The organism is Nocardioides sp. Soil774, from assembly GCF_001428125.1.
Taxonomy (GTDB): domain Bacteria; phylum Actinomycetota; class Actinomycetes; order Propionibacteriales; family Nocardioidaceae; genus Nocardioides.
Map to the genome: position 1 here is coordinate 56,353 of NZ_LMSM01000010.1, position 15,032 is coordinate 71,384.

The window sequence follows — 15,032 nt, forward strand, 5'->3', positions numbered from 1 at the left end:
CGCCGTGCTCCTCGCCTTCGACACCGCCACCCCGCTGGTGACCGTCGCCCTCCACGACGGTGACCGGGTGGTGGTCGAGCACTCCTCCGACGCGCCGATGAAGCACGGCGAGCACCTCGCCCCGCTGATCGCGCGGTGCCTGAAGGACGCCGGCATCGTGCGGCAGGACCTCACCGCCATCGCGGTGGGGGTGGGTCCGGGCCCCTTCACCGGCCTGCGCGTCGGCGTCGTCACCGCGCGCACCCTCGGCATGGTGCTCGAGCTCCCCGTCTACGGCGTGTGCTCGCTCGACGCCGTCGCGCTCGAGGTCGTCGGCACCGGCGCGGTCGACGGCGGCTTCCTCGTCGCCACCGACGCCCGGCGCAAGGAGGTCTACCTCGCCTCCTACGACGCCGACGGGCGCCGCCTCGAGGGCCCGGTGGTCACCAAGCCGGCCGAGGTCGCCACCGACGCCCCGGTCGCCGGCGCGGGTCCGCTGCTCTACCCCGAGCACTTCCCGCACGCGGTCGCGCCCGAGCGGCCGAGCGCGGCCTGGCTGGCCGCGGGCGTGAGCGCGGAGCTCGTAGGATTGCTCGACCCCGAACCCCTCTACCTGCGTCGTCCCGACGCGGTCGCCGGCGCTCCCAGAAAGCCTGTCTCGTGATCCGTCCCGCTGTCCTGGCCGACCTCCCGGCCCTCGCCGCGCTCGAGCAGGAGCTCTTCGGTGCCGACGCCTGGGGCGAGACGCTCATCCGCCAGGAGATCGAGGGTCCGGGGCGTCGCTTCGTCGTGGCCGACGACCTCTCGGGCTACGCCGTCACGATGACCGCCGGCGACATCGTCGACCTGCTGCGCATCGGCGTACGCCCCGAGGCGCGGCGCAGCGGCCTGGCCACCCGCCTGCTCGACGAGCTGCTCGTCGACACCGAGGACGCCTCGCGGATGCTGCTCGAGGTGAGCGTCTCCAACGCCGCAGCGCTCGGCTTCTACGTCGCGCGGCAGTTCAGCGTCATCGACGTACGACCCCACTACTACCGCGACGGGTCCGAGGCGCTGGTCATGTGCCGCTGGCTGCCCGGCGCGGCCCGTGCGCAGACGGCGACCCCGCATGACTGACGAGCCGCTGGTCCTGGGCATCGAGACCTCCTGCGACGAGACCGGGGTCGGCATCGTGCGCGGCCACACCCTGCTCGCCGACACCGTCGCCAGCAGCGTCGAGGAGCACGCCCGCTTCGGCGGCGTCGTGCCCGAGGTCGCCAGCCGCGCCCACCTCGAGGCGATGGTCCCGACGATCGAGCGCGCCGCCGAGACGGCCGGGATCGCGCTCTCCGACGTCGACGCCATCGCCGTCACGAGCGGCCCCGGCCTGGCCGGCGCCCTGCTCGTGGGGGTGGCCAGCGCCAAGGCCCTCGCCCTCGGCCTGGGCAAGCCGATCTACGGCGTCAACCACCTCGCCGCCCACGTCGCGGTCGACCAGCTCGAGCACGGCCCGCTGCCCGAGCCGTGCCTGGCCATGCTCGTCTCGGGCGGACACTCGAGCCTGCTGGAGGTCACCGACGTCACGGTCGGCGTCGAGCCGATGGGCTCGACGATCGACGACGCGGCGGGGGAGGCCTTCGACAAGGTGGCCCGGCTGCTCGGGCTGCCGTTCCCCGGCGGCCCCCACATCGACAAGCAGGCGCGCAGCGGCAACAGCGTCGCCATCGACTTCCCGCGCGGGCTCACCAGCCGTCGCGACATGGAGCGGCACCGCTTCGACTTCTCCTTCTCCGGGCTCAAGACGGCTGTCGCGCGGTGGGTGGAGGCGCAGCAGCGTGCCGGCGCCACCATCGACGTCGCCGACGTGGCCGCGTCGTTCCAGGAGGCGGTCTGCGACGTGCTGACGCGCAAGGCCATCGACGCAGCGACCAGCCGCGGCATCGACGACATCCTCATCGGCGGCGGGGTCGCGGCCAACAGCAGGCTGCGGGCCATGGCCGAGGAGCGCGCCACCGCTGCCGGCATCCGGGTGCGGGTGCCGCGACCGGGCCTGTGCACCGACAACGGCGCCATGGTCGCCGCGCTCGGCGCCGAGCTCGTCGCGCGGGGGCGTACGCCCTCCCTGCTCGACCTGCCGGCCGACTCCTCCCAGCCCATCACCACCGTCGTGGCCTGAGCCTTCCTCCGGGAATGACGAAGGTCCCCGCCCGGGAGCGGGGACCTGCATCACGCGCGGCTGTGGCAGGTGGGCCTCAGTCGAGCACTCCCGGCGCGACGTCGTCGTCGCCGAGCCAGTCCTGGTCGTAGACGAGCCGGTCGCGGTCGGAGACCTGCTCGCGCTCGCCCTTGCGCCCGCCGCGTCCACCGGCACCACCGGCGCCGCGGGCCCCGCTCGAGCCACGCGAGCCCGACCCCCCGCCCGCTCCGCGGGCACCGGCCGCGCCGCGGGACGACCCGGTTGCGCCGCGGCTCGACGCGCTGCCCGCACTGCGTGCCGCGCTGCTCGAGGAGCCGGCGGTGCGCGACAGCGCTCCCGGTGCGCCCGCGCGAGACGTCGAGCCGATCGCGCGGGCCGAGCCCGTGCCGGCGGCCGGCATGGAGCCCGGGCGGATCGAGCCGGCCATCCCGCTGGCGCCGCCGGCCGCACCTGCGGCGCCGAGCGCGGCCGCCGAGGTGCCGGGAGCGCCGCCCGAGGACGACGTCATCGACGTCCCGGCACTCGGGCCCTGGTAGGTCACGCCGCTCTGCGAGGTGCCCGACACGGTCGTCGAGGGCGTCGTCGACCCGGTCTCGGGGTGGGTGGTGTGGACGTGGGTCGGCGGCTCGGTCACCGGCGGCGGCCACTCGCACGTCTCGATGACAGTGATCGGGTTCTTCGGCGGGTGCGTGGTCGGGGTGGTGGTCTCCGTGGGCTCCATCACCAGCTCCCCGTGGTGCTGGAGGACGAGGTGGCCCTGGCTCCCGTCGCCACCACCACCGCCGCCGCCCGTGGGCGCGGGCGCCTCGGTGCCGGGGAGGTAGGTCCCACCGGGGCCGGACGGCACGTCCGGCGGAGGCTCGGTCGGGTCCTGCTGACCGTGGATCTCCTGCATCGGCGGGATCGCGGCGAGGAACGCCGCGTCCATGTCCTTGGTGAGCGCCAGCGAGCGCGCTTCCTGCTTGTCGTAGGCGGTCTGCCACGAGGAGCGCTCAGCCTGCCGGGCGGCCGAGGCGTCGGCCTGCGCCTGGATCTCGTCCTGGTTGAGCTCGACGCCAGGTGTGCCCGCGGGCGCCTGGTAGGGAGCCGGCTTCTCACCGAGGTCCTTCATCGAGTCGCGTGCCTCGCGGGTGTCGGCGATCTGCACGCCGACGACGCGCAGCGCCTCTCCGGCGGCCCGCAGCTGGGCGGACTTGGTGACCATCGCGGTCGACATCTCCTCCATGCTGGCCCGCATGGCCGGCCCGGTGAGCGTCTGCTCGCCGATGCGGAGCTCGGCCTGCTGGGCCGCCTGCTTCAACGCGTCACCGAGCTCCTGGAGGTCGTCGGCCTTCTCCTTCCAGTCGCGTCCGGCGTTCTTGATGACGCCTTCCGCAGCCGAGTCGAGGTACTGGTCGAGGACGATCCGTCGGGGTCCCTTGGTCATGGTCTCAGCCCTCCTCGGTCGGCAGCGAGCACTGGTCGGCGCTGAAGGTCGGCGCGGCCACGCAGTCGGTGGCGGCCTGGATGCGCTGCATCGTCGCAGTGGTCTGCTCGGTGGTCTTCGCGACGTCGAGGGTGAACTCGCCGAACACCGAGGCCATCTGGCGCAGGCCGGCGGCCATGTCGAGCAGCGCCTGCGCGACCGCCTGGTGGGCCATCTCGGCGTTGGTGCCGAGGCGGTAGCCACCGGTGTAGGAGTCGCCGAAGGAGGCGCTCTGCACGGGCATCACCGGGTTGGACGCGACGCCTTCGGCGGCCTTGTCGAACGACGCCAGCAGCGAGGACACGGTCTCGGGATCGATGTTGAGCCCGACCATCGTCTGGTTGAGCAGCTCACGGTCTTCCAACGGCAGCATGGTCTGTCCTTTCCCCCTGATCACAGAACCAAAACCACCCTATGACGATCCGCTGCCGCGAGCACTGTCGAGGCCGGCCGTTACGCTCCGGGTCATGACGTCTCGGGGAACTCGTCGGTGCTCGCTCGCGGCCGCCACCGTCCTGCTCACGCTGCTCGCCGGGTGCGGCTCGTCGAGCGACGACCCCGAGGCCGGTGACAGCCCGCCGGACACGTCCTCCACCAGCGCCTCGGAGTCGCCCTCGCCGGTCGAGGTCCCGACCACCGAGGTCGTCGAGCCCGCCGACGGTGGCCTGGTCAAGGTCCCCGGAGCCAGCATGCGCGCGCTCTCGACCTACAAGCACCTCAACGACTACGGCATCGTGCAGGGCTGGAACGACGGTCAGAGCTCGCTGTCGTTCGCCCCCAGCCTGACCCGTGCCAGGTCCCTCGACGCGTTCGCGAAGGAGTGGATCAAGGAGCACGGCGGCCCGAAGGTCAAGGTCCGTCAGGACGACGTCGTCGCGGGCGGGAAGTACAGCGCCTGGCACGTCATCGACACCACCACGGACCCCTCTGAGATCAAGCACGACTTCGGGATCATGTTCCTCGACTCGGCGTGGCTGGTCGACATCACCATCTACGTCGACGCCTACCCCGAGACCCTCAGCGAGGAGGAGCAGCAGCAGGTGATCGACAGCCTGCTCGCCAGCTTCAAGACCGACCTCGACTAGCCGACGTCGCCGGGGGTCAGCCGCAGGGCGTACTCGCCCGACTCGACGGTGACCGGTCCGGCGACGCGCTCGACGCTGCCGTCCACGCCGAGGCGTACGACGTACTGGTCGGCGTTGTCGGTGTAGACGGCGAGGAGGTGCTCGTCGTCCTCCCACACCACCTGCGAGGCGATGCCCACCACGTGGCGCTTCGGCATGGTGACCCGGAAGTCGACGCGGCTCGCGCCGGTGGCGGCGTCGAGGAGCGACAGACCGGGGTAGTCGCCGCCGGGCGTCGGGGTGAAGCCGACCACGAGGGAGCCGTCCGGGCTGAACGGGCCGAGCACGTGGTCGCAGGTGCGCCACAGCGCTGCGCCCGAGGAGCTGTGCGCGTCGAGGACGGCCGCACACGAGTCGTCCTGGGCGGCGATCGTCCCGGTGACGGGCGACGCGCTGGTCGGCTGGTCGAGCCAAGGGAGCGGCTCGAGCTGGTCGCCGTCGGCGAGGTAGTAGGAGAAGGTCCCGTCGCCGCCGTCCAGTCGTGAGACGAGCACCTCGTCCGCGGACACGAAGCCGACCGGCGTCACCACGGTGCCGACCGGTCCATCGGGGACCGACGCCCACGGGCGCTCGAGCTCCTCGCCCGCGACGTCGCTGTTGATGACCGACCAGTGGTCCCCGGCGTCGAAGGTCGAGGCGACCCGCTGGCCATCCGGGGAGACGACCAGTGGGCTGGCACCGGGAGTCTCGTCGAGGACCGTGAACGAGTCGTCGAGGACGTCGACGACGTAGTCGCCGTCGACGTTGAGCGTGCCGATCCAGCCGTCCCGGTAGGGCGTGAGCTGCTCGTAGGGCTTGGGCAGGTCGAGCTGGGCGCTGCCGGCGGAGACCGACGGGACGGACAGGTCGAGCAGCGGCACCCCGGCGGGCGTCGCGCTGACCTCGGCGCTGCGGGGGTCGATCGTCACCTGACCGACGTAGCTCGGCGTCTGCGTGGCGGGCGGGACCTCGGTGCGCTGCGCGGGCCCGGTCATCGTCAGCCCGAACGGCACGGCGACGGCGAGCACCGCCGCAACGGCGGCCCCTGCCGCGACGGCCCGGCGACGCTGGATGCGGCGGGCGCGGGTGCGGACGTCGCCGACGGTGAAGGGGGCGCGCTGCAGCGGGTCTGCCGTGCGGTGCAGGGCGTCGTGGACGCGGTCCTCGAGGGGAGTGTTCATCGTGCCTCGTCTCCGGACTCGTGGGGGTTGAGCGACTGGGGGGCGCGGGCGCGCAGGGCAGCAAGCGCGCGGCTGGCCTGCGACTTGACCGTGCCCGGCGAGATCCCGAGGACATCGGCGATCTCGGCCTCGCTGAGCTGTTCGTAGTAGCGCAGCACGACCACCGCGCGCTGCTTGGGCGGCAGCGTCTGCACGAACGACCAGACCTGGCCCCCCATGCCGTCGTCGTACGCGTCGTGGGTGCCGGTCTCCGGCATCGTGTCGGTGGTGTGCTCGCGGCGCTTCCAGGCGCGACGCCACAGCGAGTTGTTCTCGTTGACCATGATCCGGCGCACGTAGCCGTCGAGGGCTTCCCGGTCGCGGATCTTGTCCCACGACAGGTAGAGCTTGGCGAAGGCGTTCTGGAGCAGGTCCTCGGCGCCGGCGTGGTCGCCGGCGAGCAGGTAGGCGGTGCGGTAGAGCGCCGGCTGGCGCGCGGACATGTACGCCGAGAAGTCGGCGTCCTTGTCGCGGCGTCGGTCCTGCGTTCCCATGTCGACGAGTGTCGTGGTCAACCTGCACCCCCGTTCGGTTTCCTGTGTGGCGTGTCGGGATGAGGACGCGACTGCCTCGTGCGGGGTTGCATCTGTTTGGGTCGCGTTGCAAGGCTCGTCGCACCCCCCACCCAGAGGAGTCACCGATGCAGCAGGTCAAGGCCGTGGTCGCGCTCGCCAAGGGCGAGCCGGTCCAGCTCACCACCATCAACGTCCCCGACCCGGGACCCGGCGAGGCCGTCGTGAAGGTGCAGGCCTGCGGCGTGTGCCACACCGACCTGCACTACCGCGAGGGTGGCATCAACGACGACTTCCCGTTCCTGCTGGGCCACGAGGCCGCGGGCGTGGTCGAGGCCGTCGGCCCCGACGTCACCTCGGTGGCCCCGGGCGACTTCGTGGTGCTCAACTGGCGGGCCGTGTGCGGCAGCTGCCGTGCGTGCGACCGCGGGGAGCCGTGGTACTGCTTCGCCACCCACAACGCCACCCAGAAGATGACGCTGGCCGAGGGTGAGCTGGCCGGCACCGAGCTGTCGCCCGCCCTGGGCATCGGAGCCTTCGCCGAGAAGACGCTCGTCGCGGCGGGCCAGTGCACGAAGGTCGACCCCTCGGCCCGCGCGGCCGCTGTCGGCCTCCTCGGCTGCGGCGTGATGGCCGGACTGGGAGCGGCGATCAACACCGGCAACGTGGGCCGCGGGTCCACCGTCGCCGTCATCGGCTGCGGTGGCGTGGGTGCTGCCGCGATCGCGGGCGCGGCCCTGGCCGGTGCCTCGAAGATCATCGCCGTCGACATCGACGAGCGGAAGCTCGAGACCGCGAAGAAGATGGGTGCCACCCACACGGTCAACTCGAAGGAGACCGACCCGGTCGAGGCGATCCGTGCACTGACGCCGCCGCCGGACGGCACCGGCCACGAGGGTGGCGCCGACGTCGTCATCGACGCCGTGGGCCGTCCCGAGACGTGGAAGCAGGCCTTCTACGCGCGCGACCTCGCCGGCACCGTGGTCCTGGTCGGCGTACCGACGCCGGACATGAAGGTGCCGGAGATCCCGCTCATCGACGTCTTCGGCCGCGGCGGCTCGCTGAAGTCGTCGTGGTACGGCGACTGCCTGCCCTCGCGCGACTTTCCGATGCTGGTCGACCTCTACCAGCAGGGCCGGCTCGACCTGGACGCGTTCGTCACCGAGGAGATCGGGATCGACGACGTCGAGGCCGCGTTCGACAAGATGCACGAAGGCTCGGTGCTGCGCTCGGTGGTGGTCCTGTGACCTCGCTGCGCGTCGACCACGCCGTCGTCTCCGGCACCTTCAGCCTCGATGGGGAGACCCACCAGGTCGACAACAACGTCTGGGTGATCGGCGACGACGACCAGTGCCTGGTCATCGACGCTCCCCACGACGTCGAGGCGATCCTCGAGGTCGTCGGCGGTAGGACGGTGAAGGCCATCGTGTGCACCCACGCGCACGACGACCACGTACGCGTCGCGCCCGAGCTGCGCGTCGCCACCGGTGCCCCGATCCTGCTGCACCCCGACGACCGTCCGCTCTGGGAGCTCACGCACGGCGGGGACGAGGAGGGCGCCGAGCTCTGGGACGTCGACCTCGCCGACGGCCAGAACCTCACCGTGGGCGGTGCCGCCGTGACCGTGATCCACACGCCGGGCCACGCGCCCGGCGCGGTCTGCCTCTACGTCCACGACCTCGGGTGCGTCTTCACCGGCGACACCCTCTTCCAGGGCGGACCGGGCGCGACCGGGCGCTCGTACAGCGACTCCGAGCTCATCGAGGAGTCGATCAGGCGCCGCCTCTTCGACCTGCCCGACGAGACGGTCGTCCACACCGGCCACGGCCCTGACACCACGATCGGCGCCGAGAAGGAGTCCCTCGGCGCGTGACGTCGGGTCGCGACCCGGGCGGCCGGTCCTACGCCGCCCGGGGGCGCGACCAACCGGCATGGGCAGCCAGCGCGGCGGACCTGGCCTCGTCGAGGTGCTCCGCCTCCGCCACGAGCTGGAAGTCCGCCGGGTGGTCGACCGGCGTGCCCAGGGCGTGGCGCGCGCGCCAGCGCAGGTAGGCCGAGGTGTGGTGACGGACCGCCGGGTCCTTCCGTGCACGCGAGCGTCGTCGCCACAGGCCCGCCTCGGCCGTGCAGTCGAGCCCGCGCGGGACGTACCAGCCGGTCACCCGAAGGTCGACGTGTGCGGGGTAGCGCCGCCCGCCCCGGTCGCGGGCGCCGTCGTCGCGCATCGGCTCGACCACCTCGCCGCTCGCGACGTCGCTCACCGTGCCGCGGAGCCCGGCGAGCCCCAGCAGCTGTTCGAGCACGCAGACCCGCGGGCTGGTGCGGCCCGTCTCCCACCGCGCCACCGCCGACTGAGACACCCCGATGAGGGCCGCCAGCCCGCGCTGGGACACGTCGAGGATGCGTCGGACGCGGCGCACGAGCCCGGGCACGCCGCCCTCGAACGGACCCATGAGGTACCACTCGACCTCGTCCGCGCTCCACCCGCAGCCCGGGGTCCACTCGTCCATCGTCCGCATGGCCGGCGCACCCCCTCCCGGTGTCGCGCTGTCGTACGCCGATGCCTCCTGCGTCGTCCCGTCCTGCGTCGTCCCGTCCAGCATCGTCATGTCCTGGTGCACCCGTCTGTCCGCCGTCGTGTCGTCTGGCCCGTGCCGTCCATCCATCACAGCTGCCGGCACCGACAAACGCCCCGCTGTCATCCACAACCCCAGGGCAGGGGCCCTCGCCCGCGTCCTACCGTTCCGCCGCTCTCGACTGAGTCGCTCGCCGACTCAGGCGCAACAGTCGGGGCGCCTGCGGTCTGAGTCGCTGACCGACTCAGCCGCGAGCGTGGGTCGCCGGTTCATGTCGAGCAGCGTGGAGACCGGAGCGCGCCTACGGTCGCAGGATGAGCAGTGACTTCGCACCGACCGGCTTCGTGCCACCGACCCGGCTCGTGACCGCGGAGTTCCGGCTCGAGCCGCTGGGGCCGCAGCACAACGACTCGGACCTCGCGGCCTGGTCCTCCAGCGTGGAGCACATCAGGTCCACCCCGGGCTATCCCGACGGCAGCTGGCCGCCGGTCGCGGGCATGACGTCGAGCGAGAACCTCGCTGACCTCGGGCGGCACGCGGCTGACTTCGAGGCGCGGCGCGGATTCACGTTCACGGTTCTCGAGCCCTCGAGCCCTCTAGCGGCGCGGTGATCGGGTGCGCCTACCTCTATCCGTCCGGGTCGCCGGAGCACGACGTGGAGGTGCAGTCGTGGGAGCGCCCGGACCGCCACGGACGCTGATCAGCGCGCGTGCCACCATGAGCGGATGCTGTCCAGGGTCCCGCGCGGTAGGTCACGTGGTGCGCCGGGCCGCGGGACGGCGTTGCTGGCGACCGGGGGTCTCCTGGTCTCGCTCGTGGGTTGCACCGGGGCGGACGACCCGTCCGTCCGGGGTGGCGCGGGCGCGGCTGGGGACGCCACCGCGACGAGCACGCCCACCGTTCCTCCGTCACCCTCCGAGAAGCTCGGTCTCAGCGAGGGCTGGGGTCCTGAGCGCAGCGAGATGGACCGCGCTGCGACCGTCGTCGGGCGCATGCGGCTGCAGGAGCTGGCGGGGCAGGTGATCGTCGCGAAGTGGCAGGGGACCGCGGCGCCGGTGCAGATGGTGCGCGACCTGCACCTCGGCGGCGTGATCGCCTTCGACGCCAACGTGACCTCCGCTGCCCAGGTCGCGAGCGTCAACGCGAGGCTGACCCGGCAGGTGCGGCGCAGGTGGCCGCTCTTCCTGGGCGTCGACCAGGAGGGCGGTGTCGTCGAGCGGTTGCGGGGCGCCGCGACCCGGTTCCCGGCCTTCATGAGTGCCGGCGCGGCCGGCGACGCGAGCCTGACCCGGCGTGCGTACGCCGGAAGCGGGTCCGAGCTGCGCGGGCTGGGCTTCACCGTCGACTTCGCGCCCGACGCGGACGTGACCTCCGGACCGGGGGACCCGACCATCGGCTCGCGCTCGGCGTCGTCGCGACCGGCCACGGTCGCCGAGCAGGTCGTCGCCGCGGCCGGAGGTTTCTCCGATGCGGGGGTGCTGCCGGTGATCAAGCACTTCCCTGGCCACGGCTCGGTGCCGGCCGACAGCCACCTCACCCTCCCGGTGCAGACCAAGTCGCTCGAGGCGCTGGAGGCGAGCGACCTGGTGCCCTTCCGCGGCGCGGTGCAGGCGGGGCTCCCGGCGGTGATGGTCGGGCACATCGACGTCCGCGCCGTCGACCCCGGCGTCCCCTCGTCGCTGTCGCGCCCCGTCGTGACCGGCCTCCTGCGCGACGAGCTGGGCTTCGCCGGCCTCGTCGTCACCGACGCCCTCGACATGGCCGGCGTGACGCGCGGTCGTGATCCGCGACGCACCGCGGTGCAGGCCGTCCGGGCCGGGGCCGACGTGCTGCTGATGCCGCCCTCGCCGGCGGTGGCACGGGCAGCGCTGGTCCGGGCGGTGCGCACCGGCGCGCTCCCGCGTCGGCGCCTGGAGCAGGCGGCGGCCCGCCAGATCGCGCTGCTCACGCACCTCGCCGGTGCGAAGGGCCGGCCGGTGGGTTCGGCGCGGTCGGCCTCGCGCGAGCTGTCGGCGGCAGCGATCACGGTCACGGACGGGCCCTGCGCGGGCCGGCTCGTCGGAGACGTGGTCCACGCCTACGGCGACGTGGGCGCGGTCGGAGCGTTCGTCCCGGCGGCCCAGGCGGCCGGCATCACCGTGCTGCTCCGGCGCTCCCCGCCCGCAGACCTCACCGATGCGTCACCGCGCCCCGAGCGCAAGAAGCGGGAGACCAAGCGGGCCTTCAACAAGCGCGTCACCAGGTGGGAGCGCGCAGAAGCCCGTCGCACACGGCGCCTCGACGCCTGGAGCGCCCGGGAGGACGCGCGGCTCGCCGCCGGCACCCAGGTGGGGTTCACCGGCTTCCACGACGCACCTGTCGACGCGACCGTCGCCGTCGCCACCGACAGCCCATGGGTCCTGGGGCGGGTCGGCGCACCGACCCGCATCGCGACCTACGGCGACAGCCCGGGCGCCATGCACGCGCTGGTCGACGTGCTCGTCGGCGCGGCACCCGCACCCGGTCGTCTGCCGGTCAAGGTCGCAGGCGTGGCCCGTGAGGGCTGCTGACGGGGCGCTCAGGACCGGCGGGCCTCAGAACGGCTCGACCAGCAACGCGGTGCCCTGCCCGGCCACCCTGGTCAGCACGACCGTGGCCTCCGCCTCGCCCCGCAGCGCCAGCCGCTTGCGCAGCTCCTCGGGCACCACCTGCACGCCGCGCTTCTTGATCGTCAGTCGCCCGATGCCGCGCTCGTGCAGGGCGGCCCGCAGCTGCTTCTCGCGGTAGGGGAGGTGCTCGAGAACGCGGTAGCCCCGCGCGAACGGCGTACGGAACGAGTCGTCGCTGGTGACGTAGGCGATGTGCGGGTCGAGCAGGCCGCCGCCGACCCCGGCGGCCACCGCGGTCACCAGGCCTGCGCGGATCACCGCCCCGTCGGGCTCGTAGAGGTAGGCGCCGACCGCGCGGACGTCGGCGCCCGGGTCGTCCTCCTGCGTCAGGGTCGCCAGGCCTGCCGCGCCGATGACGGTCGCGCGCCGGTCGGTGGTCGACAGGTCGGGCGACCAGAGCACGGCCTCCTTCACCTCGCCCCCGTCGCTGACCCACTCGGCCTCGACGCCGGCCGGCACCACGTCGTGCCCGATGCCCGGCGCGACCTTCACCAGCGCGCGACGGCGCAGCAGCTGCAGCACCCACGGCCACGGCGGCGTCCAGCCGTCGACGTCGAAGACCCGACCGCGTCCGCCGCGCCGGGCCGGGTCGGCGAAGGCGGCGCCGAAGCCGCTCACGTCCACGGTGGTGGCGTCGGCGACCTGGACCGCGCCGGGCAGCCCGAGGGCGGCGAGGTTGGCGCGCGCCATGGCGACGCGGACCGGGTCCTGGTCGATGCCCGCCGCCACGAGCCCCGCGCGGGCGAACGCGACGAGGTCGCCACCGATGCCGCACCCGAGGTCGACCACGCTCCCGCCGGGGATGGCGGCTGCCAGGCGCGCGGCGCGGTGGTCGGCGACCCGCGTCCGGGTGGCCTGCTCGAGCGCGTCGGGGGTGAAGAACATCTGCGCGGCCGCCTCGCCGAACTTGGCGGCGGCCCGCAGCCGCAGCTGGACCTGCGTCGTCGCGGCGGCCGCCTTCTCCGGGTCGGTCTCGAGGCGACGTACGACGCTCGCGACCCGCACTGGGTCACCCGCGTGGTCGGCCCAGGCCTGCGAGGCGTGGGCCAGGAGGCGTTCGCCGTCGGGGGTCTGCAGCCAGTCCAGCGTCTCGATCTCCACCCCGGCATCCTGTCAGGGCGGGCGCTGCGGCCCGGTCGCCGGACCGGCTAGCACTCGATTGGGGAGAGTGCTAGCGTCTGTTCTGGCACTCTCGACCCGAGAGCGCCAACGCTCGCGAGCCTGGCACGACCCCCGCGACGGCGTGCCGCCGGACCGCGAGCCCACGTCCTGGGAGCCCCGGACCACCAGAGTCCGGGATCCTGAAGAATCTCGTGCAGAGAAAGTGGAGGTTGATCCGAAGTGTCGGTCAACATCAAGCCCCTCGAGGACCGCATCGTCGTCCAGACGCTCGAAGCCGAGCAGACCACGGCCTCCGGCCTGGTCATCCCGGACACGGCCAAGGAGAAGCCCCAGGAGGGCGAGGTCGTGGCGATCGGCCCCGGCCGCATCGACGACAACGGCAACCGCGTCCCGCTCGACGTCGCGGTGGGCGACAAGGTCATCTACAGCAAGTACGGCGGCACCGAGGTCAAGTACGCCGGCCAGGAGTACCTCATCCTCTCGGCCCGCGACATCCTCGCCGTCGTCTCCTGACGCACCTGGCAGCCCGGCCGGCCCCGTGCCGGCCGGGCACCAGGCACGTCAGGTTCATTGATTTCTAGAGAGGCTCAGCAATGCCCAAGATCCTGGAGTTCGACGAGAACGCCCGCCGCGCCCTCGAGCGCGGCGTCGACGCCCTCGCCAACGCCGTCAAGGTGACGCTCGGCCCCAAGGGCCGCTACGTCGTCCTCGACAAGAAGTGGGGCGCGCCGACCATCACGAACGACGGTGTGACCGTCGCGCGCGAGATCGAGCTCGACGACCCCTTCGAGAACCTCGGTGCCCAGCTCACCAAGGAGGTGGCCACCAAGACCAACGACATCGCTGGTGACGGCACCACCACCGCCACCGTGCTCGCCCAGGCGATGGTCCACGAGGGCCTGCGCGCCGTCGCGGCCGGCGCCAACCCGATGGGTCTCAAGCGGGGCATGGACGCCGCCGCGGAGGCCGTCGGCGACGCGCTGCGCGAGGCCGCCCGCGAGGTCGAGTCCCGCGAGGACATGGCGTCCGTCGCCACGATCTCCAGCCGTGACAGCCACATCGGCGACCTGCTCGCCGAGGCCTTCGACAAGGTCGGCAAGGACGGCGTGATCACGGTCGAGGAGTCCAACACCATGGGCACCGAGCTCGAGTTCACCGAGGGCATGCAGTTCGACAAGGGCTACATCTCGGCCTACTTCGTCTCCGACCCGGAGTCGATGGAAGCCGTGCTGGACGATCCCTACATCCTGCTGCACCAGGGCAAGATCTCCTCGATCCAGGAGCTCCTGCCGGTGCTGGAGAAGGTCATCGCGACCGGCAAGCCGCTCTTCATCCTCGCCGAGGACGTCGAGGGCGAGGCGCTCTCGACACTGGTGGTCAACAAGATCCGCGGCACGTTCAACGTCGCCGCGGTCAAGAGCCCTGCCTTCGGTGACCGCCGCAAGGCGATGATGCAGGACATCGCGACCCTCACCGGCGGCCAGGTCGTCGCCCCCGAGGTCGGGCTCAAGCTCGACCAGGTGGGTCTCGAGGTCCTCGGCCAGGCGCGTCGTGTCGTCATCACCAAGGACAACACCACGATCGTCGACGGCGCCGGCGACAGCGTCGCCGTCGAGGGCCGCGTCAACCAGATCAAGGCCGAGATCGAGAACACCGACTCCGACTGGGACCGCGAGAAGCTCCAGGAGCGCCTCGCCAAGCTCGCCGGCGGCGTGTGCGTGATCAAGGTCGGCGCCGCCACCGAGGTGGAGCTGAAGGAGAAGAAGCACCGCATCGAGGACGCCGTCTCCGCGACGCGCGCCGCGATCGAGGAGGGCATCGTCCCCGGCGGTGGCTCCGCGCTCATCCACGCCGTGTCGGTGCTCGAGGACAACCTCGGCCTGACCGGTGACGAGGCGGCCGGCGTGCGCGTGGTCCGCAAGGCGGCCGACGAGCCGCTGCGCTGGATCGCCGAGAACGGCGGCGTCAACGGCTACGTCGTGACGTCCAAGGTGCGCGAGCTCGGCGTCGGCAACGGCTACAACGCCGCCACCGAGGAGTACGGCGACCTGGTCGCCCAGGGCGTCATCGACCCGGTCAAGGTCACCCGCTCGGCGCTCGTCAACGCGACCTCCATCGCCGCGATGCTGCTCACGACCGAGACGCTGATCGTGGACAAGCCCGAGGACGAGGAGCCCGCCGCCGCGGGCGGCCACGGTCACGGCCACGGTCACTGACCCCAGTCACTGACA

The 15,032-nt window shown here is 72.7% G+C and carries 16 protein-coding genes; 10 read left to right on the forward strand and 6 right to left on the reverse strand.

The window, feature by feature from the left end:
• The first annotated feature begins 4 nt into the window (after nt 1-4).
• From tsaB to tsaD, 3 genes are read left to right on the forward strand one after another with little or no spacing between them, the layout of a single operon-like run.
• Complete coding sequence (tsaB, locus tag ASG76_RS15765; protein WP_056605484.1) at nt 5-643, forward strand: tRNA (adenosine(37)-N6)-threonylcarbamoyltransferase complex dimerization subunit type 1 TsaB; 639 nt, start codon at nt 5-7, stop codon at nt 641-643.
• Complete coding sequence (locus ASG76_RS19305) at nt 640-1,095, forward strand: GNAT family N-acetyltransferase (protein WP_056605487.1); 456 nt, start codon at nt 640-642, stop codon at nt 1,093-1,095. The genes tsaB and ASG76_RS19305 overlap by 4 nt, the downstream gene beginning before the upstream one ends.
• On the forward strand, nt 1,088-2,134 hold the full coding sequence (tsaD, locus tag ASG76_RS15775; RefSeq protein WP_056605490.1) for a tRNA (adenosine(37)-N6)-threonylcarbamoyltransferase complex transferase subunit TsaD: 1,047 nt from the start codon (nt 1,088-1,090) through the stop codon (nt 2,132-2,134). Before ASG76_RS19305 ends, tsaD begins: the two co-directional genes overlap by 8 nt.
• A 76-nt stretch (nt 2,135-2,210) precedes the next feature.
• Here the strand turns inward: tsaD and ASG76_RS15780 are convergent, their stop codons facing one another.
• Both ASG76_RS15780 and ASG76_RS15785 read right to left on the reverse strand, forming a co-directional pair.
• Entirely contained in the window at nt 2,211-3,581 is a 1,371-nt protein-coding gene (locus ASG76_RS15780; protein ID WP_056605493.1) for a hypothetical protein, read from the reverse strand.
• A 4-nt stretch (nt 3,582-3,585) separates the two neighbouring features.
• On the reverse strand, nt 3,586-3,993 hold the full coding sequence (locus ASG76_RS15785) for a hypothetical protein (RefSeq protein WP_056605496.1): 408 nt from the start codon (nt 3,991-3,993) through the stop codon (nt 3,586-3,588).
• A 94-nt stretch (nt 3,994-4,087) separates the two neighbouring features.
• On the opposite strand from ASG76_RS15785, the gene ASG76_RS15790 reads away from it, so the two are divergent.
• Nucleotides 4,088-4,705 carry a hypothetical protein gene (locus tag ASG76_RS15790; protein WP_056605499.1) on the forward strand — a complete coding sequence of 206 codons (618 nt, stop codon included), beginning with the start codon at nt 4,088-4,090 and terminating at the stop codon, nt 4,703-4,705.
• On the opposite strand, the gene ASG76_RS15795 is transcribed toward ASG76_RS15790, so the two are convergent.
• Both ASG76_RS15795 and ASG76_RS15800 read right to left on the reverse strand, forming a co-directional pair.
• On the reverse strand, nt 4,702-5,904 hold the full coding sequence (locus ASG76_RS15795) for a hypothetical protein (protein ID WP_056605502.1): 1,203 nt from the start codon (nt 5,902-5,904) through the stop codon (nt 4,702-4,704). The two genes, ASG76_RS15790 and ASG76_RS15795, sit on opposite strands and share 4 nt — an antisense overlap.
• On the reverse strand, nt 5,901-6,437 hold the full coding sequence (locus ASG76_RS15800; RefSeq protein ID WP_056605505.1) for a SigE family RNA polymerase sigma factor: 537 nt from the start codon (nt 6,435-6,437) through the stop codon (nt 5,901-5,903). The genes ASG76_RS15795 and ASG76_RS15800 overlap by 4 nt, the downstream gene beginning before the upstream one ends.
• A gap of 146 nt (nt 6,438-6,583) precedes the next feature.
• On the opposite strand from ASG76_RS15800, the gene ASG76_RS15805 reads away from it, so the two are divergent.
• On the forward strand, nt 6,584-7,702 hold the full coding sequence (locus tag ASG76_RS15805) for an S-(hydroxymethyl)mycothiol dehydrogenase (protein WP_056605508.1): 1,119 nt from the start codon (nt 6,584-6,586) through the stop codon (nt 7,700-7,702).
• Nucleotides 7,703-7,707: 5 nt separating this feature from the next.
• Entirely contained in the window at nt 7,708-8,328 is a 621-nt protein-coding gene (locus ASG76_RS15810) for an MBL fold metallo-hydrolase (protein ID WP_082587631.1), read from the forward strand.
• 28 nt (nt 8,329-8,356) lie between these two features.
• On the opposite strand, the gene ASG76_RS15815 is transcribed toward ASG76_RS15810, so the two are convergent.
• Entirely contained in the window at nt 8,357-9,058 is a 702-nt protein-coding gene (locus ASG76_RS15815) for a helix-turn-helix domain-containing protein (protein WP_162254127.1), read from the reverse strand.
• Nucleotides 9,059-9,345: 287 nt separating this feature from the next.
• Between ASG76_RS15815 and ASG76_RS15820 the strand changes: the two genes are divergently transcribed.
• Nucleotides 9,346-9,642 (forward strand): hypothetical protein, encoded by a 297-nt coding sequence (locus ASG76_RS15820; RefSeq protein ID WP_056605517.1) that lies wholly within the window; start codon nt 9,346-9,348, stop codon nt 9,640-9,642.
• 351 nt (nt 9,643-9,993) lie between these two features.
• The gene (locus ASG76_RS15825; RefSeq protein ID WP_056605519.1) at nt 9,994-11,580 is read left to right on the forward strand and encodes a glycoside hydrolase family 3 protein; all 1,587 of its coding nucleotides are present in this window, start codon (nt 9,994-9,996) and stop codon (nt 11,578-11,580) included.
• A 24-nt stretch (nt 11,581-11,604) separates the two neighbouring features.
• On the opposite strand, the gene ASG76_RS15830 is transcribed toward ASG76_RS15825, so the two are convergent.
• Complete coding sequence (locus tag ASG76_RS15830; RefSeq protein WP_056605522.1) at nt 11,605-12,780, reverse strand: class I SAM-dependent methyltransferase; 1,176 nt, start codon at nt 12,778-12,780, stop codon at nt 11,605-11,607.
• A gap of 240 nt (nt 12,781-13,020) precedes the next feature.
• On the opposite strand from ASG76_RS15830, the gene groES reads away from it, so the two are divergent.
• On the forward strand, nt 13,021-13,314 hold the full coding sequence (groES, locus tag ASG76_RS15835; protein ID WP_056605525.1) for a co-chaperone GroES: 294 nt from the start codon (nt 13,021-13,023) through the stop codon (nt 13,312-13,314).
• Between the two features lie 80 nt (nt 13,315-13,394).
• The gene (groL, locus tag ASG76_RS15840) at nt 13,395-15,017 is read left to right on the forward strand and encodes a chaperonin GroEL (RefSeq protein ID WP_056605528.1); all 1,623 of its coding nucleotides are present in this window, start codon (nt 13,395-13,397) and stop codon (nt 15,015-15,017) included.
• The last annotated feature ends 15 nt before the right edge of the window (nt 15,018-15,032 follow it).

Coding starts and splice junctions, on each gene's coding strand:
- tsaD (WP_056605490.1), top strand. CDS start 1,088: ATGACTGACGAGCCGCTGGTCCTGGGCATCGAGACCTCCTGCGACGAG.
- ASG76_RS15780 (WP_056605493.1), bottom strand. CDS start 3,581: ATGACCAAGGGACCCCGACGGATCGTCCTCGACCAGTACCTCGACTCG.
- ASG76_RS15785 (WP_056605496.1), bottom strand. CDS start 3,993: ATGCTGCCGTTGGAAGACCGTGAGCTGCTCAACCAGACGATGGTCGGG.
- ASG76_RS15790 (WP_056605499.1), top strand. CDS start 4,088: ATGACGTCTCGGGGAACTCGTCGGTGCTCGCTCGCGGCCGCCACCGTC.
- ASG76_RS15795 (WP_056605502.1), bottom strand. CDS start 5,904: ATGAACACTCCCCTCGAGGACCGCGTCCACGACGCCCTGCACCGCACG.
- ASG76_RS15800 (WP_056605505.1), bottom strand. CDS start 6,437: ATGGGAACGCAGGACCGACGCCGCGACAAGGACGCCGACTTCTCGGCG.
- ASG76_RS15805 (WP_056605508.1), top strand. CDS start 6,584: ATGCAGCAGGTCAAGGCCGTGGTCGCGCTCGCCAAGGGCGAGCCGGTC.
- ASG76_RS15815 (WP_162254127.1), bottom strand. CDS start 9,058: ATGCTGGACGGGACGACGCAGGACGGGACGACGCAGGAGGCATCGGCG.
- ASG76_RS15820 (WP_056605517.1), top strand. CDS start 9,346: ATGAGCAGTGACTTCGCACCGACCGGCTTCGTGCCACCGACCCGGCTC.
- ASG76_RS15825 (WP_056605519.1), top strand. CDS start 9,994: ATGGACCGCGCTGCGACCGTCGTCGGGCGCATGCGGCTGCAGGAGCTG.
- groL (WP_056605528.1), top strand. CDS start 13,395: ATGCCCAAGATCCTGGAGTTCGACGAGAACGCCCGCCGCGCCCTCGAG.